The following is a 23,358-nucleotide window of genomic DNA, read 5'->3' on the forward strand; positions in this document are numbered from 1 at the left end:
GGTCAGGCCCCCTTGCTGAGGCGCGAGCCCTTGAAGGCGAAATCCTCGGCCTTGCCGCCGGGCTTGTACGCGCTCGGCTGAAGGAAATTGCCCAGGAATCCAAGGGTCTTCTTGATGTTATCGAGAGAACTCCGGATGGCGAGGCTGTTGAGGTCGTTAAGCTCCTTTATGCTCGCGGCAAGGGCGGCGAGCGTCTTAAGGCACTCGCCGAGTTCGGCTCCGCGCTCTCCCCCGCGCTCAACGATGCCATCGAGCGCTGTCCCGTTGTCTGCCGGGATGCCAAGAGAAGCGCACGCCTCTTCGATGTGCCTTGTCCTTGCCCCTGCCGTGGCGTTGACCTTTCTTACGAGCCCCTCTTTTTCACCAGCGGCCTCATAGAGCGCCTTGTAGTCCCTCGCCACTATGGACTCCGTCTCCCTGTGGAGAACGGCTATGAGCTCCTTGCAGAGCCCTATCTCTTTTTTAAGGTGTCCTATGAGCCCGTTCATGTCGTCCTATTTTTTTGCTTGCAGTGCGTCCCTGACCGCCCGCTCTATCATCTTTTCGGCTACCTTGCCGGCGTCTACCTCGTAGCTCCCCTGGTCCACTTCGTTCTTGAGCTTTACAACCTTCTCGACCCTCATGTCAGGTACCGAGTCAAGGAGCGACTTGGCCCTCTGGAACTCCCTTGCCTTGGGGGATATGTCTACGCTGTCACCGGAAGCAGCGCCCCCGCTATTTCCGCCTTTTTTGACATTTCCGCTTTCCCCGGCCTTCTTTACGTAATTGTCAGTCCCCACGCCGCCGGGCTTTTTGCCGCCGATTTTCATGAAATCCTCCTAAAGTGCCTTTAAAATCAACTTACGTCCATATCGGCGGCGTTTTTACAAAACTTTAGGAGTGTGGGTCCTATTTGCGTCAATATTCCGGACAAGCCCGGGCTGAAACAGACTCAGCCGTAAAAAGTGTCAGGATTCAGGGCTATCCCGTTCATCAAGACCTCGAAATGGAGATGGGGCCCGGTAGACCGGCCGGTCGAGCCGACATATGCTATGGGCCTGGAGGTATCGACCCTGTCCCCGGCCTTTACGAGGTTTTCGGCATTATGCCCGTACCTGGTAATATGGCCGTCATCATGGAGCACCTCGACTAGGTTACCGTAACCGCCTTTCAAGCCGCTGAATACTACCCTGCCCGGAGCGGCAGGGAATACGGGCGTGCCCTCAGCCGCCGCTATGTCGATCCCGTGGTGGAATCTCTCCTCTCCGGTCATGGGGTCTGTCCTCATCCCGAAACCCGAGCTTACCCTTGAATCTCCCCTGACCGGGAACCGGAATTCCATGTTCCTTGCCGGGGCTTCAGGCGCAAAGGGAATTTGAGCCTCCGGCGCATGATTCGGGGAATACGCCCTCAAGGGAAGGCTCTTATCCAGGGGAAGAGGCCCGGCACTCGTAAAGTCACGGAGTAGTATCTCACCGAGCCCTATGCCGCCGGCCTGGGCCATCGCCCTCGAAAGCTCGGCGTCAAGAAGCGAGGTATATATCTCCTCGCCGCTTCCGCCGTGGAAAAGGTCGCCTTTTTTTACCGTCTCCCTCATGGTCTTAAGCATCTGGTTAATGAACAGGGCCTCGAAATCGGCTACAGCCTTCCTGAGTTCCGTCTGGGTCTCATTCTTTCCGGCCGCCATGCCTTCCCGGGCTCCGCTTATCGGACTTACGACATTCATTTAGGCCTTCCCTAAAGCCCGACTTTTTCGAGGTCGCCGGCTATGTGGATTATGGCGCCCTCGAGCTCCTTGAGCGCGCCGGGCTCTTCCTGTATCCTCATCGCGAGGCCCATGATGGATACAAGGCCGTTCCTCACATGGTGTGAGATATAACGTTTGCATTCATTCGGTATCCTGTGCGAGTTCCTTATCGCCAGTTCCTCGCCTACGACGTCCGCGCCCATTGTGCTCTCACCCGCCTTTCAGATTATTTCAAGAGTAGCCTGCAGCGCTCCCGCAGCCTTTATCGCCTGGAGTATGGCGACGAGGTCGCGCGGGGTCACGCCTATGAGGTTCAAGGCCCTCACCACTTCCCCGAGCGTCACGCTCTCAGGTAGGACTATGAGCCGGGATTTCTGCTCGTCAACCCCGACCTCGTCAAATGGGACTACGACCGTTTCGCCCTTCGGTGAGAAAGGCTCCGGCTGCGATATCGCGTACTGCGTCTTTATTTCTATCGAGATGTCACCGTGGGAAACGGCGACAGTCGATATCCTGACGTTTTCGCCCATTACTACCGTGCCGGTCCTCTCGTTCACGACTATCCTGGTAACCGTATCGGGGTTTACGTCTATCACCTCGACCTTTGAGATGAAGGCCACGGGGTTCTCGAACCCCTCGGGGAGGTTTAGCCTTACGCTCCCGGGGTCGACGGCGGTCGCCACTCCTTTCATGCCGAAATACTCGTTTACAGCCCTTGCCACCCTCTCGGCTGTCGTAAAGTCCGGCGAGCGGAGAGAAAGAAAGAGCTCCTGCCTGCCCGCGATGGAGAGCGGGACTTCCTTCTCTATTATCGCGCCGCCGGGTATCTTGGCGGCGGTCTGATGGTTTTTGGTTACCCTTGCCGTCTCGGTGCCTGCGGCGAAACCCGCGAGCGCAAGCGGGCCCTGTGCGACCGCGTAGACCGCGCCGTCATGCCCCCTTAACGGAGTGGCGATGAGCGTGCCGCCCTGGAGGCTCGTCGCGTCCCCGAGCGAGGAGACGACGACGTCTATGCCGGAGCCGGGCTTCGCAAAAGCCTGAAGCTCGGCCGTTACGAGGACCGCGGCGGTGTTCTTCACCTTTATGCTGCCGGGGTCGAACTTGAGCCCGAGCTTATTCAGCATGTTCGCGATGGACTGGGTCGTGTACACCGCGCTCGACTTATCGCCGGTGCCGTTAAGCCCGACCACGAGGCCGTACCCGATAAGCTGGTTTGGCCTTACGCCCTCGACATAGGCGATGTCCTTTATCCGGGCGGCGCCCGCGTCCTGGGCCGCCATCAGAAGGAACGCGATGAGCGTTATGAAAACCCTAAAAAGGCCAGACATTGTCAAGTATCCTCCTGAGCCATCCCGGCGATTGCCCGTCCGCGACGACGCCGCTTCCGGAATACTCTATCTTCGCGTCCGAAAGGAGTATGGACGGGATCACGTTCTCCTCGTTTATGTCCTCGGGCCTGGCTATACCGCTCAAGACTATGTACTGCTGCTCGTTATTGACTATCGTGTCCTTCCTGCCTTCGAGGACCAGATTGCCGTTCTGGAGGACTTCCACTACCCTTGTCGCGATGACCGCGCTCAATTCGCCGCTCCTGCTGGTCGTGCCGGAGCCGTCGAATTCCGCATCGTAGCTCGACTGCACCTCCGGGCTGAACGGCTGCCCCTGGCCGAGGAAGTCCCTCATTCCGAAATTGAGCGGCATGCCGAAGAACCTCGATATGCTTATGTCGTTCGATGAGGCCCTGGCGGTAGAGGTATTGGCCCCGTTTATGGCGCTCGTCTTCTCGATTATCCTGACGGTCACTATGTCGCCCACGTTCTTGGCACGGAGGTCCTGGAAGAAAGCGTTCCTCGATGTCTCGCCAGGCCATATGGAGCCTGTCGTCGCCGGGGTATTGCCCCCCTTTACGGGTATCCGGGTCAGGTCTATCTTCCTGGGCTGCGGTGTTGCGCATCCAGCGACCAGGGCCATAATGATCATGATTAAAACTTTTTTCATATCCACCTTAGAATTTTATGACTACCCTGCCCGGTCCGGCTACAGTGCCGAGCACCTCTCTCCCGTTTGCGGTCTTGACCGATATCTTGGAGCCCTTGTGCCCGTCCTGGGAGGCGATGCCGGTAGACCTAACGGTTATATTCTCGCCATCGAGCTTAAGAAGGACCTTTTCACCTCTTTTAACTACCACCTCCGGGCCCACGTGCGTCTTCTTTACGACAGAGCCGGCCGTAACCGGCCTTATTGCCACGAGGCCGGCAACCTCGCTCGCCGAGGCAAAGGAATCCCTGGCCTCTTCGAGCTCTACCCTGGCCACCTTGAGGTCGCCTTCGCTTATCTTCGTACGCACCTTCAAGGGCTTAAGGGCCAGGACCGCGTTCCTGAAGACCCTTACCCTCGCGCTACCCCAGACCGTCCTCGGTTCCTGCCCCGTCCTTTTTACTTCAAGCTGGTAAGAGACCTTGCCCGGCTGGGATATCCTCTTCGGGAGCACGAGCCTCATCGAATCGTATTTTGCGGGGCCAAGGCCTGATATATCTATCCCGTCTATCTCGATCGCTTCCCCGTCCCAGGGAAGCCCTTTCGCCAGCTCGGCCTTCACGAACGAAATAGCGTCCGCGTTGCTCCCTGCTTCAGCAGGATAAGCGAGGAAGAGCGAAAGGAACGCGAATATGAGGAGCCTTAGAATCATCTCTTATCTCTTCATGGATGTGGCGGTCTGGAGCATCTCGTCGGTCGTCTGAATGGACTTGGAATTTATCTCGTATGCCCTCTGCGCGGCTATCATGCTGACCATCTCCTCGACCACGCTAACGTTGGACATCTCAAGGAAGCCCTGGGCGAGCGTGCCGAGGCCGTCGGTCCCTGGCGCGCCGACCGTCGCCTGCCCTGACGCCGCGGTCTCCTGGTAGAGGTTCCTTCCGACCGGCTGCAGGCCCGCGGGGTTCACGAACCTCGCGAGCTCTATGGTGCCGACCTGCGTGGGTATGGCTATCCCGGGCTGGGTGGCTGAGACGATGCCGTCCGCACTTATGCTAAGGGCTATCGCGTCAGCCGGTATGGTTATCTGAGGCTCGACCAGGTACCCGTCCGAGGTGACAAGGCGCCCTTCGCTATCGACCTTGAACTCGCCGGTCCGGGTGTACGCCGTGAGGCCGTCAGGCTTCGCTATCTGGAAAAACCCGTCGCCCTCTATCGCCAGGTCGAGAGGGTTCCCGCTCTGCTTGAAGTTCCCCTGGCTGAAGACCTTCTCGGTAGAGACGGTCCTTACGCCCTGGCCCACCTGTATGCCTGTCGGGACCATGGTAGATGGCGAGGACGAAGAGCCCGCTGATTTCATCTCCTGGTAGAGGAGGTCCTGGTAGTCGGCCCTGCTCCTTTTGAAGCCCGTTGTGTTCACGTTCGCGAGGTTGTGGGCGATTATGTCTATGTTCATCTGTTGGGCCTCCATTCCGGTGGAAGCCGTCCAAAGAGCCCTTATCATCGTCAGATCCTCCTTTTTCCTGCCTTGTTAGGACGTCCTGCCTACTTCATCAATGGCCTTTTTGGTCATCTCGTCCATGCTCTGTATTAGCTTGGTGTTGGTCTCATACGACCTCATGGCCTCTATCATCGTTGTCATGGCCCTTACTGCGTTCACGTTAGAGCCCTCGAGAAAGCCCTGGTCCACCTGTGTGTCGGGGCTTGCCGGCATCTCCCCCGCGCCGGGCAGCCCCACGAAGTAGTTGCCCTCTCTCCTGAGCTCGGCCGGGTTCGCGAACGAGACGAGCTTGAGCCTCCCGATCGCGGCCCCGTTCACGTGCATGCCGCCGTTTGAGTCTATTAGCACATCCGGTCCGGTGAGCGTTATCGGACCGTCCTCGCCCATGACCCTGTGCCCTTCCTTCGTTACAAGCACGCCCGCGGGGTCGAGCACGAAACTGCCGTCCCTCGTGTACCTTGTGCCGGTCGGGGTATCGACCGCGAAGAACCCTTCGCCCCTTATGGCCACGTCGAGCTTCCTGTGCGTCATCTGCGACGGCCCCTGGCCTATGTCCGTCACCACGTCATCGAGCCTCCCGAAAGTACGGACGCGGAAGGCGTCCGTCATCGAATCCTCGAAAAGCGGCTTCTGTGCCTTGAAGCCGGTCGTATTCACGTTCGCGAGATTGTCGGTCAGGACCTCCATCCTCCTTTCCTGGAGCACGGCGCCTGAGAGCGCGACGAATATCGATTTATCCATCAGATGACTCCTTTTGATACGATGACGTTGCAACCGCCGTGCCAAACCGAAAAACCGTGCGTCATTTGAAAAACCGCGCTTCTACCAGCGATAAAGGTGGACTATTTTTCCCGTCACGGAACTTTTTTCCGCTCTATCAGCTGTTAAAAAGCAGCCTGACAGGCAATCCATGGACGGATTGCCAAATTGCGAGACTTGAAAAATCGAGCAGTTTGTCAGATTTGGACTGATTCATTCAGGCCAAAATCTTAGTTGAAAAAGTCCTGGATGGATTTTTTCAACATCCTGCTAGAGCCGCTTAAGCGAGCATAAAAGCTCGGCCTCGCCGTTAAAGAGCCCCAGCACCTTCGCTATCTCATTCACAGGGACTCCGGAGCTATGCATCATGAGCGCCTTTGAGTATACGTCTTCAGTCCGGCCCTCCTGGGTTCCGCCCCGGTATTGGAGAGCGCTTAACGGTTCAGCCTCAAGCGCGGCCCTTTTCCCTGAGAGGCCCGCCTCGGTTCGCTTTATCTCGGAGCCTAGCGCCAATGCGGTCCTCCGCATTTCAGTAAGTTCTGTCCTCAGCTTTTCAAGGTCGGCCGTCCCGGTATGCGCGGCAGGCGCCGGCACGGCGCCCCTCCTGCAGAGCAGTATGTAGAGTATTCCGCCCATGAAGGCGATATTGATTACAAGGAGGACGACTGCCCAGATGAACATGCGAGACCTCTAACCCGATTGATTTTGCGGGGCCGGACACCGGTCCCGTAAGCCGGTTCGGTAAAATTGCAAAACCCGTGCCCTTCATCTTTCAGGTGTGATTGTGCCGGATAAGAGGTAATAAGCCTGAAATGAAAAAAGGGGCCGTAGGCCCCGGGAAGGTAAAGAAAACTATTGATAAAACAGGCTAATACAAGTCCGCGCTTTCGGCGAAGGCGAGTCTCACTTTCTCTTCGATCGCCTCTAAACCTTTCTTTTCAAGACCGAGCGATTCAGGCAGTCCGCCGTAGGATATCTCATCTCCGCCAGGTTTCCTCCATCCCATGCCAAACTTTTGGCACATGATGTCCGCCAGGGCTATCGTATTGACGAGGTTCAGGATGTTTTCATCATCAGAGGAAGCCCTCTTGACGTCAAAGCCGCGAATCAGATTTTCGAGGGACTCGGGAAAGCCCCACTTCTTGACTATATGGGCCCCGACATCCCTCTGGGAAAAATCAAAGTGCTCTTTCTCCGCGGCTTCGAACGGGACCGCATCGTTATACACGCTCTGCATCATGAGCGCGAACTTCTCGGGAAACTCGTTATTCAGCACCACTTTGCCCACGTCATGGAGTAGGCCACCTATGAACGCGTCCTCCGGGTCTGAGCGGCGCGTATCCCTGGCTATGATGCTCGCCGCAACGGCGGCCCCTATCATCTGCTCCCATATGAGCTTCTCGGTGAGTCCGAACCTCTTGTAGACGTTTTTCATCGAGGTTGCTACGACTATGTTCCTGACCGAGTTGAGCCCGAGCCTGAGTATCGCCTGGGTCGGGTTCTGGATGTTACGGTAGCTCCCGTAGAAGGCTGAATTGGCCACCTTCATTATCTTTGTGGTAAGCCCCGGGTCGGTGCTGATTATCTTCTTTATCTTCTCTATCGAGACATCCGGGTCGGCCATCATCCCGAGCACCCTCTGGGTCGTAGCCGGCAGGACCGGCAGGTCAAGGGTCCTGTTAATGACGTCTTCAAGGTTCCTGGATGATTGCATTGCGCTCTCCTTTTTATCCATGTTAGATCGTCCCGGCGGCCTTCAGTTCACTGCTGAACTGCACGAAACTTCCGTCCGGCGCCTCTCTATTGTCGCCTGTCCTGGACGAGACCCGGAAATGCGAGACGAGCTCATTCAAATCCCCGGCGAGCCGGGCCATTTCATTGGTCGCTTTGGTCACCTCTTCTATCGCGTATGCGTTGGACCTTGCGACTTCCGCGATCGAATCCATGTTCCGGGCTATTTCGTCGGCAGTCGAGCTCTGCTCCTCGGCCGATGTGGCTATATGGGCGATACGGTCCGTGACGTTCTCCACCCCCGTGACAATCTGCTTTAGGGCGCTTCCGGCGCTGTTCGCGAGGGAGACCCCGTTCTCGACCTTCTTAGAGCCATCGGACATGGCCGAGACGGCCTTGCCAGTCTCTCCCTGTATAGCGCTTATCATCCCGCTTATTTCCTTGGTGGCCTTTGTCGTCCTTTCGGCGAGCTTCCTAACCTCGTCCGCTACCACGGCAAAGCCCCTGCCCTGCTCGCCGGCCCTCGCCGCCTCTATCGCCGCGTTGAGCGCAAGAAGGTTAGTCTGGTCGGCGATATCGTTTATGACCGATATTATGGTCCCTATGTCCTCAGAGCTCCTGTCGAGGCTTTTTATGGTGTCTGAAGTCGCCCTGGTGGCCCGCGCTACCTCCATCATGGCCGAAATGGCATTTGAGACGATGCTCCCTCCCTCGAGCGCTATTTCCTGGGCGGCTTTTGCCGATTCCGAGACTTGCTGTGAGTTTCGCGCGACTTCGATTACGGTGGCGTTCATCTCCTCCATGGCGGTCGCGACCTGCGTTGTCTGAGAAGACTGCCTCCCAGCGCCTTCCGACATCTGTGCGGCCGAGACGGAGAGCTCTTCGGAGGCCGAAGCCAGGTGGCTGGAGGTCTCGGCTATTTTGCCGATGAGGGCGGATATCTGCTCGCCTATTCTATCAGTGCTCCTGCCGAGCGCCAATACCTCATCCTTTGCCTCCATTCCCATGAAGGCCGGTTCCAATCCGGTCCTTCTCGTGAGATCGCCAGCGGCAAAATTTTCGATTGTCCCGGCAATCTTCCCGAGCGGCTCAAGAACGCGCCTGTTTATCGCCCACATGAAGAAGGCTCCGCAGGCTACTGAAATCAGTATCGAGGCTGCGATGAGCGCCATGCCCTTTAATGCGCCGCTCCATGCGCTTGAGACTATCGCACCCGAAAGCCTTTCGCATGTGCCAGCGACTTGAGGAAGGTGCCTGGAAGTGATGACTTTCGACAGGGCAGCGAATTCGTCCTTGCTCCTTACCGCGCCGGCGATAAGCCCTTTCCTTTCGGCCCAGAGCGAGTCTATCTGGCCGAATATCCGGTCAAGCTCCCTGCCTGAAGCGGGCCTGATGCCAAGTGAAGCAGAGCCGTTCCGGAGGATATCGAGTTCCTTATCGAACTCGTCCGATGCGGCTTCCAGCTCCGTGGCTATGTGCTGCGTGTCGTAGTCGGCCCTGGCGTAGCGCTCGATGAGAAACGCGAGCCTCGCGTTTATTTCCCTGAGCGAGCCCGCCATTTCGATGTGTCTTGCATACGAAGTGTCGCGGAGGTGAAGCAGTTCGCTTCCGAGCTCTTTAAGCATCCCGGCGGCCGGGCCGGTCCCGTCCTCAATCTCCACCATTGCCGAGGCGAGCCTTTCGCCGCTCCTTGCGGCCTCGTCAAGTGCGGCGCCCATGGAGCGCCATGCGTCGGAAAGGGACTTAAGCTCCTCACTTTCAACTCCAGGGCTTTCGTCCTTGAGCGCGCCGAGTAGCTCGCCAAACTCCGTCTTTTTGGAATTCAGGAGCCGCTCAATGTCATCGCCGCCGCGGAGGGTGCGCCTGTCAAGGAGCTCCGCCATCTCGACGGCCCTGGTCTTCAAGTCCCCGGCGATTTCCACCTGGGCATATTTGTTGCCGAGCCCGTTCACTACGAAGTAGACGACAGGCAGCTGAAGAAGGAGCACGAAAAGGAGGAAGGCGTAGCTTCCGAGGAACCTCGACCTTACGGTTCCGAAAATTTCAAGCACCTTTCTCATGCAACCGCCGTCAAAGCGTCCTTTTCATTCCTTGAAAGGACTTTCTCGACATCAAGCAGGATAAGGAGCCTTCCGTCCAGCTTGCCCACCCCTTTGATGTACTCGGATTCAACGCCGGTAACCATCTCCGGGGGCGCCTCGACCCTGTCGGCCGGAAGCCTCAGGACCTCGGAGACCGCGTCGACCTTTAGCCCTACGGTCTTATTATCGACCTCGACGACTATTATCCTGGTCTCGTTCGTCATCTCGTCCGTCCCGAGCCCGAACCTTTTCCGGAGATCCAGGACCGGTATGACCTTGCCACGAAGGTTTATCACTCCGTCGACGAAATCCGGGGTCTTTGGGACCCTTGTAAGCTCCATGTGCCGGATTATCTCCTGCACCCGGAGAATGTCGAGTGAAAACTCCTCTCGTCCGAGCCTGAAAGTGACCAGCTGGAGCACCTCTCTTGCGTCGAGATCCTTTTTCGCATCCATTTGAACCTCCCATACGGCCGCTTTAGCGCGCACCCTTCTAATCGGCTGGTGTTTGCGGAAACTTGAGGCCCCTTGCGGGGCGCGGGTTATAACGGCTGCAGGTCCGGGCTGTGCACCATTATGTCGACCCTCCTGTTTTTCAGCCTGCCTGAGGGCGTGTCGTTCGTGTCTATGGGCCTGTACTCGCCGAAACCTATCGCGGAAAGCTTCCTCGGGTCGTGGTTGTGCTTATCGATGAAGTACTTGAGTATCTTGAGCGACCTGGCGCTGGAGAGGTCCCAGTTGGAAGGGAAGCGCTCGGTGGATATGGGTATGTTGTCCGTATGCCCCTCTATCCTCATGCTGTTGGGCATGTCAACCAGCGCCCTTGCGACCTCGTCTATTACCGGAAGGCCCTCGTCCAGGAGCTTGTCGCTGCCGGGCTCGAAAAGCATCCCCTCGGAAATCCTGATGGTCACCTTCTGCTCCTCGAATATGAGCGTGAGCTTCTGGTTCTCCTGCAGCTCCCGGAGGGCGGCCTGGATCTTTTCGTAGTTGTTGGTGTGCATGTCCTTGAACTCGTCCCTGACCTGGGCGCGCTGGTCCCTTACGAACTTCGGGCCCTCCTGCATGCGGGTCGAGGTGAAAAGGGTAGGGTTGAAGGCGATGGCGAGGGATTCGCTCATTATCCTGAACTTGCCCTCGTTCACGGAGGAGATGGCGTACATGCTCGTGAAAAACGCGAAAAGGAGCGTTATGAAGTCCGCGTAGGAGACGAGCCAGCGCTCGTGGTTCTCATGCTCCTCGTGTTTTTTCTTCCTGGCCATCCTATTTCCTCTGGGACTCCCTCAGGAAGCCGACAAGCTTCTCCTCGACCCTCCTCGGGTTTTCGCCTTCCGAAAGGGATATGAGCCCCTCTACAGCCATCTCCTGCGCGATCACCTGCTCGCGTATCTTCATCTTTATCTTGCCCGCGACAGGCAGGTAAACGAGGTTCGCGGAGGCAACACCGTAGACCGTGGCGACGAAGGCGACCGCTATGCCGGCGCCGAGCTTCGAGGGGTCCGAGAGGTTCTCCATTACGTGGATGAGCCCGAGCACGGCGCCTATGATGCCGATGGTGGGGGCGTAGCCCCCGGCCGACTCGAACACCTTGGCGGATGTGAGGTTATATTCCTCGGTATGCGCTATGTCTATCTCCAGTATCTCGCGGGTCAGCTTGGGCTCGGCCCCGTCCACCACGAGCTGCAGGCCCTTCCGGAGGAAAGGGTCATCGACCTTCTTTATGCTCGACTCGAGCGCAAGGAGGCCGTCCTTGCGGGCGGTAGCCGAAAGGTCCGCTATGAGCTTGATTACCGTGTAAGGGTCGCTAGTCTTCTGGAATAGCGCGAGCCTTGCGTTCTTGAGCGCGAGGACAAAGACGTTTAGCGGGTAATTGACGAGGACCGCGCCGAGGGTCCCGCCGAAGACGATGACGGCCGCCGCCACCTGCGCAATCGAGCCGAGGTGTCCGCCTTCGAGCACCATGCCGCCGAGTACGGCTCCGAAGCCGATGACGAGCCCGATTATAGTCAATATATCCATTAAGCCGGTACTCCCGTCAGATCATATTTATTATTTCAGCTGCTATGAGCTCGAGCGGAACGACCTTGTCGGCCAGCCCGGCCTCGATTACCGATTTCGGCATCCCGTAGACCGTGCAGGTGTGCTCGTCCTGGGCAATGGTCTTTCCGCCCTTTTCCTTTATGAGCCTCATGCCCTCCCTGCCGTCGCTCCCCATTCCGGTAAGTATCACTCCGAGCGACCTCCCCGGATAGCTCTCGGCGACCGAAGACATGGAGATGTCGATGGAGGGCCTGTACATGGCGTCCCTGGGCTCGTTATCGACCTGGAAGAAGAACTCCGTAAGCCCCTTCCTCCTTACCCTCGTCTGAAGGCCTCCGGGCGAGATGAAGACCTTGCCAAAGCCGACGCTCTCGCCGTTTTCGGCCTCCTTGACCGGGAGCTTGCAGACCTCGTTCATCCTCTCGGCGAAAGCCCCGGTGAACATCCTGGGCATATGGACCGAAACGAGTATGCTCGTGTCGAGGCCCGCCGGCAGGTTCGCAAGGACGGCCTGGACGGCCCTCGGCCCGCCTGTCGACGCCCCGATCGAGATAAAGCCGATCTTCAGGCTCGCGAGCCCCTTTTTCACGACCGGGACGGGCGGCTGGACCCCGGGTTTTGCGGTCCGGAGCGAGACGAAATGGTGCTTCCTCCTCGCTATCGCCTTGACCTTGGTGATGAGCTCGTCCTGTATTTTCATGAGGTCCAGAGCGGACGTGACGAGGTTTTTCGAAATGTAATCGGCGGCGCCCTTGTCCATCGCCTCAAAGGTCGCCTTGGCCCCTTCCTTCGTAATCGAGCTCACCATCAGAATAGGGACCGGCATCCTTTCCATGAGAGCCTCTGTCGCCTCGAGCCCGTTCATCTTCGGCATCTCGACGTCCATCGTGACTACGTCGGGCTTAAGCTCAAGCGCCATCGAAACGCCCTCTGCCCCGTCCCGCGCGGTCCCGGCGACCTCGATGCCGGGGTCGGTCTCGAGCATCTGCTTCAAAACGCGCCTCATGAAGGCGGAATCGTCTACTACGAGCACCCTTATCTTGGACATTTCACTCCCTCAATGGACATAGGCGCCCTTGGCCGACGTCAGGAGTCCCGCCATGTCGAGTATCAATATGACGTTGCCGTCGCCGGTGATGCAGGCCCCGGCAACTCCTTCTGTGCCCTTAAGGTACTCGCTCATGGACTTCATGACTATTTCCTCCTGGCCGTGGAGCCTGTCCACCAGGATCCCGAAGGACTTTTCGCCTATGCCTATGACTACGATGTATTTCCATTCGGACTGCCTCGGCGTGTCCTTGCCGGAGACGAGAGCCCCGAGCCTCACAACCGGGACGACCTTGTCCCGTATATTTATGGCCTCCCTGCCCTCTATGGTCTTTATCTCGTCGCCGGTAACCCTTATGTTTTCTATCACGTTTGAAAGCGGTATCGCGTAGACCTCTCCGCCCGCTTCGACCGTAAGCGCCTGTATTATCGCCAGCGTAAGCGGGAGCCTGAAGACTATCCTCGTACCCTTTCCAACCTCGGAATCGATGGATATAGTGCCGTTTATGCGCGAGATGTTCGTCTTTACCACGTCCATCCCAACGCCGCGGCCGGAGATGTTGCTCACCTCTTTCGCGGTCGAAAAGCCGGGCAGGAAGATAAGCCCAAGCGCGTCCCGTTCGGAGAGCCGCTCGGCCTCATCCGCGCCGATTATGCCCTTCTCGACAGCCGACCTTTTTACCGCCTCGGGGTCTATGCCCTTGCCGTCGTCGGAGACGGAGACGATGATGTTCCTCCCCTCCTGGTATGCTGAAAGGGCAATCGTGCCGCACGGGGGCTTTCCTTTCGCGGCCCTCTCCTCGGGGAGCTCCATCCCGTGGTCCACGGCGTTCCTTATGAGGTGGACTAGCGGGTCGCCTATCTCCTCGATGACGGTCTTGTCCATCTCGGTCTCCTCGCCGCTCAAGACCAGTTCCGCCTGCTTTCCCGTCTGCCTCGCGAGGTCCCTGACCATTCTCGGGAACTTGTTGAAGACCTTGGCGATCGGCTGCATCCGAATCTTCATGACGCCGAGCTGGAGGTCCGATGTCACGAGGTCCAGCTGGGCTATCGCTTCGCCAACCTGTGATTGCAAAACGCCATCGATTCCGCTCTCGGAGAGCTTCGCCCCGAGCCTCATAAGCCTGTTCCTCGAAAGGACCAGTTCGCCGGCAAGGTTAAGGACCGTATCAAGCCTGTCTATGTCGACCCTTATGGATCGGCCCTCGTCTGCTTATGGTCCTCGTCCGCTGCCTGCTTATCGGGAAGAGCGGGCGCGCTTTCATCCTGAGGGACCGCAGCCTCCCCGCTCAGTATGCCTCCAAGGAGAGCCATGACTCCGCTCGTGTCCTCTTTTTTCCCGTTCTTCTCGCGTATATTGGCGAGTATGACCCTTATCATGTCAACGGCGCGCAATATTGCGTCCATTACGGCCGGTGTCACTCTCATCTCGGATTTCCTGAGCTTATTGAGGACGTCCTCTGTAACGTGCGTGACCTCGACCATCTGGTCGAAACCAAGGAATCCGGCGGCGCCTTTTATCGTGTGGATGGACCTGAATATGTCGTTCAGGAGCGGCAGGTCGCCCGGATTTTTCTCGAGCTCCACGAACTTCTGGTCAAGGGTCTCCAGCGATTCCGCGGACTCGGCGATAAAATCGTTTATAATGTCGTCCATCTCATCCGTGGGGAAGGACACGGCTCATCCTCTCTCTTTAATGCCTTAAATTTCTGTTGTGACCAACTTGGGCTTTTATAGCTTGCGGTTTATGGCTAGGAGCCGATCTCCTTAAGAAGCCGGTCCACCATGTCCTGGCTCGCAGGCGCTTCCTTCGGCTTCCTGGGCTCGCTTGCCTTTGCTGCCGCGCCGGTGTCCTCGAATCCGAAGCTCATTGCCACATCGACTATCTTCTGCTCCACCACCGAGAGCGATTTTATGACCTTCGCCAGCTTCTGGCCGGTCAAGTCCTGGAAGGACATGAGGGCGAAGAGCTCGACCATCTCGCCCTTGCTCTTTGCGTTTATCATCTGCAGCTCGCTTATGAGGGCCGCTCCCTTGCCCGGGTCGGCTCCAGGCGCGACGGTCCACTCCGAGAGCGACTTCAAGGCAGTCCCTGCCTTGTCCTGCTCTGCCATGAGCCCCTCGACTATGTTCATTATCTTGTTGGCTGCGGTCTCCAGGTCGCCGGTAACGGACGAGAGCTGTGTCGAGGCCTCCGGGAACTGCTCGGACCCCATCTTGACCGTCGTCTCGATGGTGTCAATGCCCTGCCTTGTCTTGTCTATGAACTTTGCGAGGCCCGTAAGCTCCTCGCGTATCTTGTTCATCACGCCGCTCCATTCCCTCTGGGTCATCTCATTCCTCCGTAGTAAATATTATGCGCCTAGGGCGTTTATTGCTGGTTTACCTTCTGAAGGATAAGGTCTATCCTCTCCTTGAGCGCAGCCGCCGTAAATGGTTTCACTATGTAATTATTCACGCCGGCTTGAACGGCGCTCACGATGTTCTCCTTCGCCGCCTCCGCCGTCACCATCAGGACCGGGGTGTCCTTGAGCGCGCCGTCCGACCTTATGGCCTTCAAAAGCTCTATCCCGGGCATGTTCGGCATGTTCCAGTCCGTAACGACGAAGTCGAATTTGGCGGCCCTCAGCTTCTCAAGGGCGGTCGTGCCGTCGTCGGCCTCCTCGACGTTGTTATAGCCGATCTCCCGCAGGATGTTCTTTATTATCCTCCTCATGGTGGAGAAGTCGTCCACTACGAGTATTTTCATGTTCTGGTCCAGCATCCGGCCCTCCTCTTTATATCGAAATGGAATCAGTTCATATCAGTTTTTCGATCTCGTAAAGAAGCCTTTGCGGCGATATGGGCTTGGAGAGATAGGTCGTGACCCCCGCCTCCAGGCCCATTTTCCTGTCCGCCTCGCCGGCTTCCGTGGTTATCATTATTATCGGGATTTCCCTGTAGGCGTCCTGCCCCCGGAGGCTTTTCGAGAGCTCGTATCCGTCCATCTGGGGCATGTTGAGGTCTGTGACGATAAGGTCTATGGGGCTCGTGGCCATGAGTTCCAGCGCCTCTATCCCGTTCGACGCGCTTATTATCTTGTACCCCTTCTCCTTGATGATGTAGGACAGGAGTTTCCTCGTCGTGTCGCAGTCGTCGACTACAAGAATTTTCTTCTCCATGCTACGGCCCCTTGAATCAGATTTTTTTATAGACTACCGAGCGCTCCACGCTCACCGGCCTGAAGAGCCTTGTTATGCTGTGAAGCGATTCCGAAAACCCGACGAGCAGGTACCCGCCTTTTTCCATGCTGTCGTAGAGGTGGCCAATCGCCTTTTTCTTGGACGCGTCGTCGAAATAAATGAGCACGTTCCTGCAGAAGACTATGTCCATGCCTCGGACCATCCTGGTCTCGTTCGCCTCGACAAGGTTTATCTTCTTGTATCGGACGAGCGAGCGCGCCTTGCCGTTTATCGTGTACGTGTCGCCGTTGCCGGTAAAGTACTTCCTTATGTACTCCTCCGGCGTGTTCCTGAGCGAATACTTTTCATATACCCCGGCGGCGGCCTTGAGGACGCCGTCGCTTATGTCGCTCCCGAGTATGTCGACGTTCCAGCCCCTCAGCACCACCCCGTCCTCGTGGAGCATCATGGAGATGGTCAGCGGCTCCTCGCCCGTCGAGCAGGCGGCGCTCCAGATCCTGATGTTCCTGTCGGAGGTCCTGGACTTCTCCTCTATCACCTTTGAGACCACGCCTTTTCTGAACGCCTCCAGCTGGGGGCCGTCCCTGAAAAAACTCGTCTCGTTCGTGACGATCGAATTGCATACCGCCTGAAGCTCGCGCTCCTTTTCGGCGTCGTATGTGAGGAAATAATAGTAGTCCTCGAAGGTCTTCAGGTCCTTCAGCTCAAGCCTTCTCGCGAGCCTCGTCTCCAGGAGATACTTCTTGTTCTCGGGGATGAAGATCCCCGACCGTTTGTAGACGATATCCCTGAGGAGAAAAAAAGTCTCGTCGGAGAGCTTTGGCTTATTTATTCCCAAAGTCAGCATCTAAGCGTTTCGATGGCGCTCTCGACCGCCCCCCTTACGCTGGGGTCCGGATGGTTTACGAACTGCTCGAGCGCGCCGACGGCGGCGGTTGCGCCGAGCCTCTCAAGGGCCCTGGCCGCAGCGGCCTTCACTGGCGCCTCGTCCTTTATGAGCTTTTCTATTATGAGGTTCTCGATATCGTGCTCGCCCAGTTCCCCGAGCAGCAGAACCGAGTGGTACCTCACCCATATGTTCCTGTCCATGAGCGACCGGACCAGCGCGGATTTTATCTTTTCTCCGCTCCAGCCGTTGAGTCCTTTCAGGACCGAAAGCTTCACATCGTCGCTGTCGTCCGCAAGGCCCTTTATGAGGACGTCGGCCGCGTACGGAAACCCGAGCCTGGCCATGGACTTGTAGGCGGCCTTCCTGACGCTGGGGCTCCTGTCCTGGGCCGCGGCCTTGAGCGAGTCGAGGGCCTTCTCGTCCCCGATAAGGCCCAGGCCCCTTGCCCCCATTTCCCTCATCTGCTCGTTCGGGTCTTCGAGAAAGGACGTGAAGCCCTTTCTTACCGAGTCGGCCGGGATGAGCGCAAGGCTGTCAGTTATCTCCTCCATGACGTCCCTGTACGATTCTTTCCGCACCGCGTCGAAAAGCCTCGTGACGGCCGCCGGCCCGGCAAGCGAAGCGAGCGCCCTGGCCGCGACCTTCCGGGTATGTCCGTCCGGGCCTTCGAGAAAATCGTAGAGCACCTCGATCGAGCTGGTCGAACCGATGGATTCGAGTGCGGCGACCACCTCGCGGAGCTCGTTTTTGCCGACCCTGCTCACCAGCTCCTTCAAGACCGGGACCGCGGAAACGGCCCTCATCTCGCCGAGTGCCTTCACTATGACCTTGAGGCTTTTGCCTCCCTTAAGCAGCTTCTCCTTAAGGGCCGGCAGGAATCTCCGGCCGGATACGCTTACCGTCGAATCGACCAGAAGGGCCTCAGTCTCCTCATCAATGTCGTTCTGGTCATCTATGTAGCTGAATATGCAGTCCAGCGCCTCGGGCATCTTCAGGAGCGAAAGCCCCCTTATGGCCTTGAGCTGCCCGGCCCTGTCGGTCTCCTCTTCGAACTTCCTTGTGAGAAAGGCGAAGTAAGTCTTCCTGAATTCCGGGTCAGGCCTGAAGTCCGAGCCGGCCGAGAAGACCTTTTCGAGTAGTTCGACTATCGCGCCGGTGCTGAAGTCCTTTCCCTTCCGCACCATGGGCTCGAGCTTCTGCAGGACCGCCGACGCGTCGACGGCGGAAGCCATCTTCGCGACTGCGTCGATAGCCGCCTCCTTTATAAGCCCGGAGTCCGTCTCCGTCATCCTCATGAGGGGCTGAAGGGCCCTCCTGTCCTGCATGAGGCCGAGGCCTTCAATAGCTGAAAACTTGACCCATTCCTCCTGGTCCTCAAGCGCGCTAAGGAGCGCCGGGACAGACTCCTGGTCCCTGAGCTTCCCGAGGCAGACCGCGGCCGAGGCCCTGACGTTCGGGTTTTCGTGCTTGATGAGCGGGTAAAGGAGGTTCAGGAACTCGTCATTCCTGGTATTGGAAATGATGTCGATGGCGAACTTGACCACGTCCTGGTCGCTGTCCTTCAAGAGGGTCGCGAGTGCCGACGATGCGTCCTGCCCCAGGAGCTCGAGTATCTCTATCCCGATGTTCCTTATGGCGGCGCTCGGGTCCTTAAGGAGCGGCACCATGGCCTCGGCGACCTCCGGGCCGCCGATGGAGGTAAGCGCATTAAGGGCCGCCTCCCTCACTCCCGGGTCCGCGTCCCTCAACGCCTCGGTAAGGGCAGGCACAAACCCGTTGAGCCTGCCCTCCTCGATCCTCTCGCAGGCGTCCCTTCTCAGGCAAGGGTCCTCCGAGGCGAGCATGTCCCTCAAGGAATCGATATCGACGTTTTCCATAACCACCCCTTCATGTTATCGGGTAAAAGGCAGTTTTTCTTTAATCCATTTGAAAATGGCGACTTCTAAAATTTGAGATTTTTCCCGCTTTCCCCGGTAGCCCGGAATAAAAGCGGAGCATGTATGTGAATATGCGAGTATTTTTATTCACATCCGAAGCAGAGTCCGGGGAAAAGATCGATTTTTTGGATATTGCCAAATGGGTTATAGGGTCCTCTTAAGCCTCCCCTTAAGCCTGTGCATGGTCTGACTGTGGAGCTGACAGACGCGGGACTCGGTTATATCCAGTACCTTGCCGATTTCCTTCAAGGTAAGCTCGTCGTAATAATACAACGATATTATGAGCTTTTCCTTGTCCGGGAGAGTCTCGACCGCCTCGGCCACCTTCTTTTTAATCTGCTCGAGCTTGATAAGCTGCATGGGGTCGGTGCCGTCGGGGTCCTTTATGCATTCGAGTATGTTCATCCCCTCGTCGTGGCTCATGCCGAGGTCCTCGAGGTTCAGGACGCTCACCGCGCTCACCTGGCTTAACATGCTGTTAAGCTCGTCCGTGGAGATCTCCAGGAACCTGGCCACCTCCTCGGTCTCGGCGGGCCGCCCGGTCTTCCTCTCGATCTGGTCATAAGCCTTCTCGAGCTGGTTCGACTTGTCCCTCATGGACCTGGTCATCCAGTCCATGCTCCGGAGCTCGTCCATTATCGCGCCCCTGATCCTTATGGAAGCGTAGGTGTTGAACTGGACGCCCTTCGCGGAGTCGAACCTGTCGATGGACTCGAGGAGGCCGATCGTCCCGGCGCTTATGAGGTCGTTCACGTCGATGTGCGGCGGGAGGTTCACCGCGACCTGGTATGCTATTATCTTCACCAGGTGAATGTTCTCCTCAAGCAGCCTGTCTCTCTCCGTCTTCACGTTCTGCATGGTAGTCATATGCCCTGCCCTTCTTTTCAGATATTCCGGTCCAGGAACTGCCTCCAGAAAAACTGCATCCCGCCCTTTATGGCGCCCTCAGCCGGGGCGTCGCTTATCTCCCTCGCTATCTCCTCGTAGCACTGGCAGGCCTTGGAGCCCGGATATAACTCCATGACCGCCTTTTGCCTCGCGACCGACTTCTGTACGTTCTCGTCCAGGAGCACGCAGCCGATATACTCAACCGATATGCTCAGGAACCTTTCCGCCGCGAGGCTTATCTTCCTGTAGACCTCGAGCCCCTCTTTCCTGTTCCTTACCTCGTTCACCAGGAGCTTGAACTTCCTTTCCCCGTGCTTGTGGAGGAGGACCTTCATGAGAGCGTAGGCGTCGGTGATCGAGGTCGGCTCCGGGGTGACCACCACCATTATCTCCTGGGCCGCCATGTTGAAGAAAAGGACGTTATCGGAGATGCCGGCCCCGGTGTCTATTATCATGATGTCGAACTCGGACTCGAGCGTTTCGAGGTGGGACGCGAGCGCAAGCCGCTCCTCCGCGGCAAGGCTCGTAAGCTCCTGCACTCCGGAGCTGGCCGGAAGTATCTTTATGCCGCCGGGGCCGTCGGCCAGGACCTCCTTTATGTTCCTTTCGCCTCGCAAAAGGTGCCCGATATTGTACCTGGGCGCGAGCCCGAGCAGCACGTCGAGGTTCCCGAGCCCAAGGTCCGCGTCGAGCAAGAGGACCCTCTTCCCCATACGCGTAAACGCTATCGCAAGGTTCACCACCGAATTAGTCTTCCCGACGCCGCCCTTTCCGCTGCTGACCGAGATGACCCTGGTCTCCCTGGCCGCCGGGTTCGCCTGGGCGAACTTCCTTAGAGTAACTGCCTGGTCCATTCAATCCTTCTCCTTAATTCGGCATGATGAACTTCACAAGATTTTCCCTGGAGGCGGGCTCCAGGTCTTCCGGCACCCGCGATCCGGTCGAAAGGTACGCGACCGGTTTCCTGGCGAGCATCATAGCATTCAGTATCGGCCCGTGGGCCTCGCCCTCGTCGAGCCTCGTAAACGAGAGCGAATCTATCGGCAGGGCCGAAAAGCCCTTCACGGCATCGTACATGGCCTCGTCCCTGGTCTGGGAATTCAGGACGAGGTTGAACCTTATCGAAGGCGAAGCGGAGGTAAGCTCATGGAGCTCCTTCATGCGCGCCTGGTCCTTCTGGCTTCTCCCGGCGGTGTCCACGAGCACGAGTTCCTTGTCCCTGTGCACGCAGAGGAGCGCCTTGAGCTCGCCGGGGTCCCTGGCAACGTCCACGGGCACGCCCATGAGCTTGCCGTAGATGCGGAGCTGCTCCGCTGCGGCTATCCTGTATGTGTCCATGGTCACGAGGGCCATGCTCCTTTTTTTCTTAAGCGCGTTAAGCGCCGCAAGCTTGGCTATGGTGGTAGTCTTCCCGACTCCGGACGGTCCGACGAAGGCCACAACGCCTTTCTTCGAGAGCGGGTCCGCTACCGACAGCCTTTCGTACACCCTCTCCCTTATGCAGGATTTGAGGTAAGCTATGTCCGAGGCCTTCTCCTTGGTCACGCCGCTAAGGGTATTGAGGAGTATTTTTTTCGCGAGCCTTCTGTCGATGCCGTTCGCGGCAAGGTTCTCCTCTAGCCTCCTGAAGACATCGGAGACCGGGTTTTCCGATTTCGAGACAACGGCCATGCAGAGCCTTTTAAGTTCCTTAAGCTCCCTTAGCTCCTTCCTGAGCTCTTCACCCAGCAGATCGGAGCCTCCGTCCGGGGAGGAAAGGTTTCCGCCTGCCGGGGCCTTGCCAGGGCCTGCGCTCACATCTTCCTTTTCCATGTCCAGCGAAACCGGGCTTGAAAGGTCGTAGTCGACCGCGGCCACGACCTCGTGGCGCCCGGCGCCGAGCCGCTTGGTGCCGAGTATCAGGGCGTTCTCTCCGAACTCCTCCTTTACGGACTTCATCGCTTCCCTGACGGTTACGCCGGTGAACCTTTTTATCCTCATGCTACAACCTCACCACTTTTAATGTCTGGACCTTTGCGTTTCCGGCAATCTCGTTATGAGAAAGGATGGCTACCGCCGGGAAGACCCTCTCGGTAAGCCTCCTTACGAACCTTCTCGTCTGGTGCGAGACGAGGAGCACAGGCTGGTGCCCCTTCGACATCGTCTCCTCGAGCCCCTCCTTGAGCCTCGAAAGTATCCTCTGCGCGAGCCCCGGCTCTATGGTGAGGAACGACCCCTGCGGGGTCTCGTGGACCGACTTGGTTATCGCCTCCTCTATTTCGTGGCTCAGTGATATGGCCTGTATCGTCGAATCGCCGGATATGTGGCTTTTAGTAATCTGCCTCGCAAGCCCCATCCTCACGTACTCGGTGAGGAGGTCGGTGTCTTTAGTTATCGGCGCGTAGTCGGCCAGGGTCTCTAGTATGGTCTGGAGGTCCCTTATGGATATCCTCTCCTTCAAGAGGTTCTGGAGCACTTTCTGGACAGCCCCGAGGCTCAGAAGCCCGGGCACCAGCTCCTCAACTACCTTCGGGTGGGTCTTCGCCACCCTGTCTATAAGGGACTGCACCTCCTGCCGCCCGAGTATCTCGTTCGCATAGCTCCTTATGACCTCGGTCACATGCGTAGCCGCGATAGCCGAGTGGTTTACGACGGTATAGCCCATGAGCTGCGCCCTCTCGACCTGGGCGTCAGGGACCCAGATCGAAGGCAGGCCGAAGGCGGGGTCGGTAGTTGCGACGCCCTCGAGGCCGGGCTGCGCGTTCCCCGGGTCTATGGCGAGAGAATGCCCGGCCAGGAGCTCGCCTTTCGCCACCTCCACGCCTTTTACGAGGAACACGTACTCGGAGGGCTTAAGCTGCAGATTGTCTTTTATGTGCACCGGAGGCACCATTATGCCCATGTCCTCGGCGAACTGCCTTCTGATGGCCTTTATCCTCTCCAGGAGCTCGCCGCCCTCGCTCGAATCGACGAGCGGGATGAGCCTGTAGCCGACTTCGAGGCTAAGAGTGTCTATGAGCGGCACCTCGTCGGTTGCCTCTTTCGCCGCAGGCTTGCTCTCGGCCGCTTTCCTCTCGGTCTCTTCCGCCTTCTTCTCCTCCGCCGATTTGTAGACCAGGTAGCCGATAGCGCCGGTTATCGCCGAAAGCGTAAGGAAGGCTATGTGCGGAAGGCCTGGGACCAGGCCGAAGACGAAGAGTATGGAGGCTGCTATGAAGAGCGGCTTGGGGCTCAGGAGGAACTGCCTGCCGATAGAGTCGCTCAGGCCGGACTCCGAGCTTACGTTAGTGACGACGATGCCGGCGGCCGTGGATATGATGAGGGCCGGTATCTGGGTGACCAGGCCGTCGCCGACCGTGAGGAGCGTGTAGGTCATGGCCGCCTCGCCGACCGGGAGCCCCTGTTGAAGCACCCCGATGACCAGGCCGCCCGCGATGTTTATTATGGTTATGAGGATGCCAGCGACCGCGTCTCCCCTTACGAACTTGCTTGCGCCGTCCATGGCCCCGTAGAAATCCGACTCCTGGGAGACCTCTTTCCTCCGCCTCCTCGCCTCCTCGTCGCCTATGAGTCCGGCGTTCAGGTCCGCGTCGATGGCCATCTGCTTGCCCGGCATGGCGTC

At 57.9% G+C, this 23,358-nt stretch carries 27 protein-coding genes; all 27 read right to left on the reverse strand.

The window, feature by feature from the left end:
• Positions 1 to 2 precede the first annotated feature (2 nt).
• Positions 3 to 488: a flagellar protein FlgN gene (locus K8I01_02290; protein MBZ0219254.1), complete on the reverse strand. Its 486-nt coding sequence runs from the start codon at positions 486 to 488 to the stop codon at positions 3 to 5.
• A 6-nt stretch (positions 489 to 494) separates the two neighbouring features.
• Positions 495 to 809 carry a flagellar biosynthesis anti-sigma factor FlgM gene (flgM, locus tag K8I01_02295; GenBank protein ID MBZ0219255.1) on the reverse strand — a complete coding sequence of 105 codons (315 nt, stop codon included), beginning with the start codon at positions 807 to 809 and terminating at the stop codon, positions 495 to 497.
• 122 nt (positions 810 to 931) lie between these two features.
• Positions 932 to 1,483, reverse strand: a complete 552-nt coding sequence (locus K8I01_02300; GenBank protein ID MBZ0219256.1) for a M23 family metallopeptidase — start codon at positions 1,481 to 1,483, stop codon at positions 932 to 934.
• Between the two features lie 233 nt (positions 1,484 to 1,716).
• Positions 1,717 to 1,929: a hypothetical protein gene (locus tag K8I01_02305; GenBank protein ID MBZ0219257.1), complete on the reverse strand. Its 213-nt coding sequence runs from the start codon at positions 1,927 to 1,929 to the stop codon at positions 1,717 to 1,719.
• A gap of 18 nt (positions 1,930 to 1,947) precedes the next feature.
• The gene (locus K8I01_02310; protein MBZ0219258.1) at positions 1,948 to 3,054 is read right to left on the reverse strand and encodes a flagellar basal body P-ring protein FlgI; all 1,107 of its coding nucleotides are present in this window, start codon (positions 3,052 to 3,054) and stop codon (positions 1,948 to 1,950) included.
• Positions 3,038 to 3,724 carry a flagellar basal body L-ring protein FlgH gene (locus tag K8I01_02315; protein ID MBZ0219259.1) on the reverse strand — a complete coding sequence of 229 codons (687 nt, stop codon included), beginning with the start codon at positions 3,722 to 3,724 and terminating at the stop codon, positions 3,038 to 3,040. The genes K8I01_02310 and K8I01_02315 overlap by 17 nt, the downstream gene beginning before the upstream one ends.
• 7 nt (positions 3,725 to 3,731) lie before the next feature.
• Positions 3,732 to 4,415 carry a flagellar basal body P-ring formation chaperone FlgA gene (flgA, locus tag K8I01_02320; GenBank protein MBZ0219260.1) on the reverse strand — a complete coding sequence of 228 codons (684 nt, stop codon included), beginning with the start codon at positions 4,413 to 4,415 and terminating at the stop codon, positions 3,732 to 3,734.
• A 3-nt stretch (positions 4,416 to 4,418) separates the two neighbouring features.
• Complete coding sequence (gene flgG / locus K8I01_02325) at positions 4,419 to 5,207, reverse strand: flagellar basal-body rod protein FlgG (GenBank protein MBZ0219261.1); 789 nt, start codon at positions 5,205 to 5,207, stop codon at positions 4,419 to 4,421.
• Positions 5,208 to 5,234: 27 nt separating this feature from the next.
• A complete protein-coding gene (gene flgF / locus K8I01_02330; protein MBZ0219262.1) occupies positions 5,235 to 5,945 on the reverse strand; it encodes a flagellar basal-body rod protein FlgF in 711 nt (236 codons plus the stop codon).
• Positions 5,946 to 6,233: 288 nt separating this feature from the next.
• Positions 6,234 to 6,644 carry a DUF2802 domain-containing protein gene (locus tag K8I01_02335; GenBank protein MBZ0219263.1) on the reverse strand — a complete coding sequence of 137 codons (411 nt, stop codon included), beginning with the start codon at positions 6,642 to 6,644 and terminating at the stop codon, positions 6,234 to 6,236.
• Between the two features lie 187 nt (positions 6,645 to 6,831).
• A complete protein-coding gene (locus K8I01_02340; GenBank protein MBZ0219264.1) occupies positions 6,832 to 7,677 on the reverse strand; it encodes an HDOD domain-containing protein in 846 nt (281 codons plus the stop codon).
• Positions 7,678 to 7,699: 22 nt separating this feature from the next.
• Positions 7,700 to 9,754 (reverse strand): methyl-accepting chemotaxis protein, encoded by a 2,055-nt coding sequence (locus tag K8I01_02345; protein ID MBZ0219265.1) that lies wholly within the window; start codon positions 9,752 to 9,754, stop codon positions 7,700 to 7,702.
• On the reverse strand, positions 9,751 to 10,230 hold the full coding sequence (locus K8I01_02350) for a chemotaxis protein CheW (GenBank protein ID MBZ0219266.1): 480 nt from the start codon (positions 10,228 to 10,230) through the stop codon (positions 9,751 to 9,753). The genes K8I01_02345 and K8I01_02350 overlap by 4 nt, the downstream gene beginning before the upstream one ends.
• Before the next feature lie 86 nt (positions 10,231 to 10,316).
• Positions 10,317 to 11,036 (reverse strand): OmpA family protein, encoded by a 720-nt coding sequence (locus K8I01_02355; GenBank protein MBZ0219267.1) that lies wholly within the window; start codon positions 11,034 to 11,036, stop codon positions 10,317 to 10,319.
• Position 11,037: 1 nt separating this feature from the next.
• Positions 11,038 to 11,793 (reverse strand): flagellar motor protein, encoded by a 756-nt coding sequence (locus K8I01_02360; protein ID MBZ0219268.1) that lies wholly within the window; start codon positions 11,791 to 11,793, stop codon positions 11,038 to 11,040.
• Positions 11,794 to 11,809: 16 nt separating this feature from the next.
• Positions 11,810 to 12,862, reverse strand: a complete 1,053-nt coding sequence (locus K8I01_02365) for a chemotaxis response regulator protein-glutamate methylesterase (GenBank protein ID MBZ0219269.1) — start codon at positions 12,860 to 12,862, stop codon at positions 11,810 to 11,812.
• A gap of 9 nt (positions 12,863 to 12,871) precedes the next feature.
• Complete coding sequence (locus tag K8I01_02370; protein MBZ0219270.1) at positions 12,872 to 13,981, reverse strand: chemotaxis protein CheA; 1,110 nt, start codon at positions 13,979 to 13,981, stop codon at positions 12,872 to 12,874.
• A gap of 71 nt (positions 13,982 to 14,052) precedes the next feature.
• The gene (locus K8I01_02375; GenBank protein ID MBZ0219271.1) at positions 14,053 to 14,517 is read right to left on the reverse strand and encodes an Hpt domain-containing protein; all 465 of its coding nucleotides are present in this window, start codon (positions 14,515 to 14,517) and stop codon (positions 14,053 to 14,055) included.
• 95 nt (positions 14,518 to 14,612) lie between these two features.
• Positions 14,613 to 15,194, reverse strand: coding sequence for a protein phosphatase CheZ (locus K8I01_02380; GenBank protein MBZ0219272.1), 582 nt, complete (start codon positions 15,192 to 15,194; stop codon positions 14,613 to 14,615).
• A 38-nt stretch (positions 15,195 to 15,232) separates the two neighbouring features.
• A complete protein-coding gene (cheY, locus tag K8I01_02385; protein ID MBZ0219273.1) occupies positions 15,233 to 15,622 on the reverse strand; it encodes a chemotaxis response regulator CheY in 390 nt (129 codons plus the stop codon).
• 37 nt (positions 15,623 to 15,659) lie between these two features.
• The gene (locus tag K8I01_02390; protein MBZ0219274.1) at positions 15,660 to 16,022 is read right to left on the reverse strand and encodes a response regulator; all 363 of its coding nucleotides are present in this window, start codon (positions 16,020 to 16,022) and stop codon (positions 15,660 to 15,662) included.
• A 16-nt stretch (positions 16,023 to 16,038) separates the two neighbouring features.
• Complete coding sequence (locus tag K8I01_02395) at positions 16,039 to 16,881, reverse strand: protein-glutamate O-methyltransferase CheR (GenBank protein ID MBZ0219275.1); 843 nt, start codon at positions 16,879 to 16,881, stop codon at positions 16,039 to 16,041.
• Positions 16,882 to 16,883: 2 nt separating this feature from the next.
• Positions 16,884 to 18,809: a HEAT repeat domain-containing protein gene (locus K8I01_02400; protein ID MBZ0219276.1), complete on the reverse strand. Its 1,926-nt coding sequence runs from the start codon at positions 18,807 to 18,809 to the stop codon at positions 16,884 to 16,886.
• A gap of 204 nt (positions 18,810 to 19,013) precedes the next feature.
• Complete coding sequence (locus K8I01_02405) at positions 19,014 to 19,736, reverse strand: FliA/WhiG family RNA polymerase sigma factor (GenBank protein ID MBZ0219277.1); 723 nt, start codon at positions 19,734 to 19,736, stop codon at positions 19,014 to 19,016.
• A gap of 17 nt (positions 19,737 to 19,753) precedes the next feature.
• Positions 19,754 to 20,611 (reverse strand): MinD/ParA family protein, encoded by an 858-nt coding sequence (locus K8I01_02410; protein ID MBZ0219278.1) that lies wholly within the window; start codon positions 20,609 to 20,611, stop codon positions 19,754 to 19,756.
• A 13-nt stretch (positions 20,612 to 20,624) separates the two neighbouring features.
• The gene (gene flhF / locus K8I01_02415; GenBank protein ID MBZ0219279.1) at positions 20,625 to 21,737 is read right to left on the reverse strand and encodes a flagellar biosynthesis protein FlhF; all 1,113 of its coding nucleotides are present in this window, start codon (positions 21,735 to 21,737) and stop codon (positions 20,625 to 20,627) included.
• Between the two features lies 1 nt (position 21,738).
• Positions 21,739 to 23,358 (reverse strand): flagellar biosynthesis protein FlhA (locus tag K8I01_02420; protein ID MBZ0219280.1); only part of this gene is annotated, 1,620 nt, incomplete at its 5' end.

Source organism: Deltaproteobacteria bacterium (assembly GCA_019912665.1).
In the GTDB taxonomy this organism is placed as follows: Bacteria; Desulfobacterota; GWC2-55-46; order GWC2-55-46; family GWC2-55-46; genus UBA5799.

Bases quoted from the DNA above. Each gene is read 5' to 3' on its own strand.
- K8I01_02375 (MBZ0219271.1), bottom strand. From the start codon at position 14,517: ATGGACGACATTATAAACGATTTTATCGCCGAGTCCGCGGAATCGCTG.
- K8I01_02315 (MBZ0219259.1), bottom strand. From the start codon at position 3,724: ATGAAAAAAGTTTTAATCATGATCATTATGGCCCTGGTCGCTGGATGC.
- K8I01_02365 (MBZ0219269.1), bottom strand. From the start codon at position 12,862: ATGTCCAAGATAAGGGTGCTCGTAGTAGACGATTCCGCCTTCATGAGG.
- K8I01_02410 (MBZ0219278.1), bottom strand. From the start codon at position 20,611: ATGGACCAGGCAGTTACTCTAAGGAAGTTCGCCCAGGCGAACCCGGCG.
- flgG (MBZ0219261.1), bottom strand. From the start codon at position 5,207: ATGATAAGGGCTCTTTGGACGGCTTCCACCGGAATGGAGGCCCAACAG.
- K8I01_02305 (MBZ0219257.1), bottom strand. From the start codon at position 1,929: ATGGGCGCGGACGTCGTAGGCGAGGAACTGGCGATAAGGAACTCGCAC.
- K8I01_02340 (MBZ0219264.1), bottom strand. From the start codon at position 7,677: ATGCAATCATCCAGGAACCTTGAAGACGTCATTAACAGGACCCTTGAC.
- flgF (MBZ0219262.1), bottom strand. From the start codon at position 5,945: ATGGATAAATCGATATTCGTCGCGCTCTCAGGCGCCGTGCTCCAGGAA.
- K8I01_02335 (MBZ0219263.1), bottom strand. From the start codon at position 6,644: ATGTTCATCTGGGCAGTCGTCCTCCTTGTAATCAATATCGCCTTCATG.
- K8I01_02310 (MBZ0219258.1), bottom strand. From the start codon at position 3,054: ATGTCTGGCCTTTTTAGGGTTTTCATAACGCTCATCGCGTTCCTTCTG.
- K8I01_02370 (MBZ0219270.1), bottom strand. From the start codon at position 13,981: ATGAGGCTCGGGGCGAAGCTCTCCGAGAGCGGAATCGATGGCGTTTTG.
- flhF (MBZ0219279.1), bottom strand. From the start codon at position 21,737: ATGAGGATAAAAAGGTTCACCGGCGTAACCGTCAGGGAAGCGATGAAG.
- K8I01_02345 (MBZ0219265.1), bottom strand. From the start codon at position 9,754: ATGAGAAAGGTGCTTGAAATTTTCGGAACCGTAAGGTCGAGGTTCCTC.
- K8I01_02390 (MBZ0219274.1), bottom strand. From the start codon at position 16,022: ATGGAGAAGAAAATTCTTGTAGTCGACGACTGCGACACGACGAGGAAA.
- flgM (MBZ0219255.1), bottom strand. From the start codon at position 809: ATGAAAATCGGCGGCAAAAAGCCCGGCGGCGTGGGGACTGACAATTAC.
- K8I01_02300 (MBZ0219256.1), bottom strand. From the start codon at position 1,483: ATGGCCCAGGCCGGCGGCATAGGGCTCGGTGAGATACTACTCCGTGAC.
- K8I01_02360 (MBZ0219268.1), bottom strand. From the start codon at position 11,793: ATGGATATATTGACTATAATCGGGCTCGTCATCGGCTTCGGAGCCGTA.
- K8I01_02380 (MBZ0219272.1), bottom strand. From the start codon at position 15,194: ATGACCCAGAGGGAATGGAGCGGCGTGATGAACAAGATACGCGAGGAG.
- flgA (MBZ0219260.1), bottom strand. From the start codon at position 4,415: ATGATTCTAAGGCTCCTCATATTCGCGTTCCTTTCGCTCTTCCTCGCT.
- K8I01_02355 (MBZ0219267.1), bottom strand. From the start codon at position 11,036: ATGGCCAGGAAGAAAAAACACGAGGAGCATGAGAACCACGAGCGCTGG.
- K8I01_02405 (MBZ0219277.1), bottom strand. From the start codon at position 19,736: ATGACTACCATGCAGAACGTGAAGACGGAGAGAGACAGGCTGCTTGAG.
- K8I01_02350 (MBZ0219266.1), bottom strand. From the start codon at position 10,230: ATGGATGCGAAAAAGGATCTCGACGCAAGAGAGGTGCTCCAGCTGGTC.
- K8I01_02400 (MBZ0219276.1), bottom strand. From the start codon at position 18,809: ATGGAAAACGTCGATATCGATTCCTTGAGGGACATGCTCGCCTCGGAG.
- K8I01_02290 (MBZ0219254.1), bottom strand. From the start codon at position 488: ATGAACGGGCTCATAGGACACCTTAAAAAAGAGATAGGGCTCTGCAAG.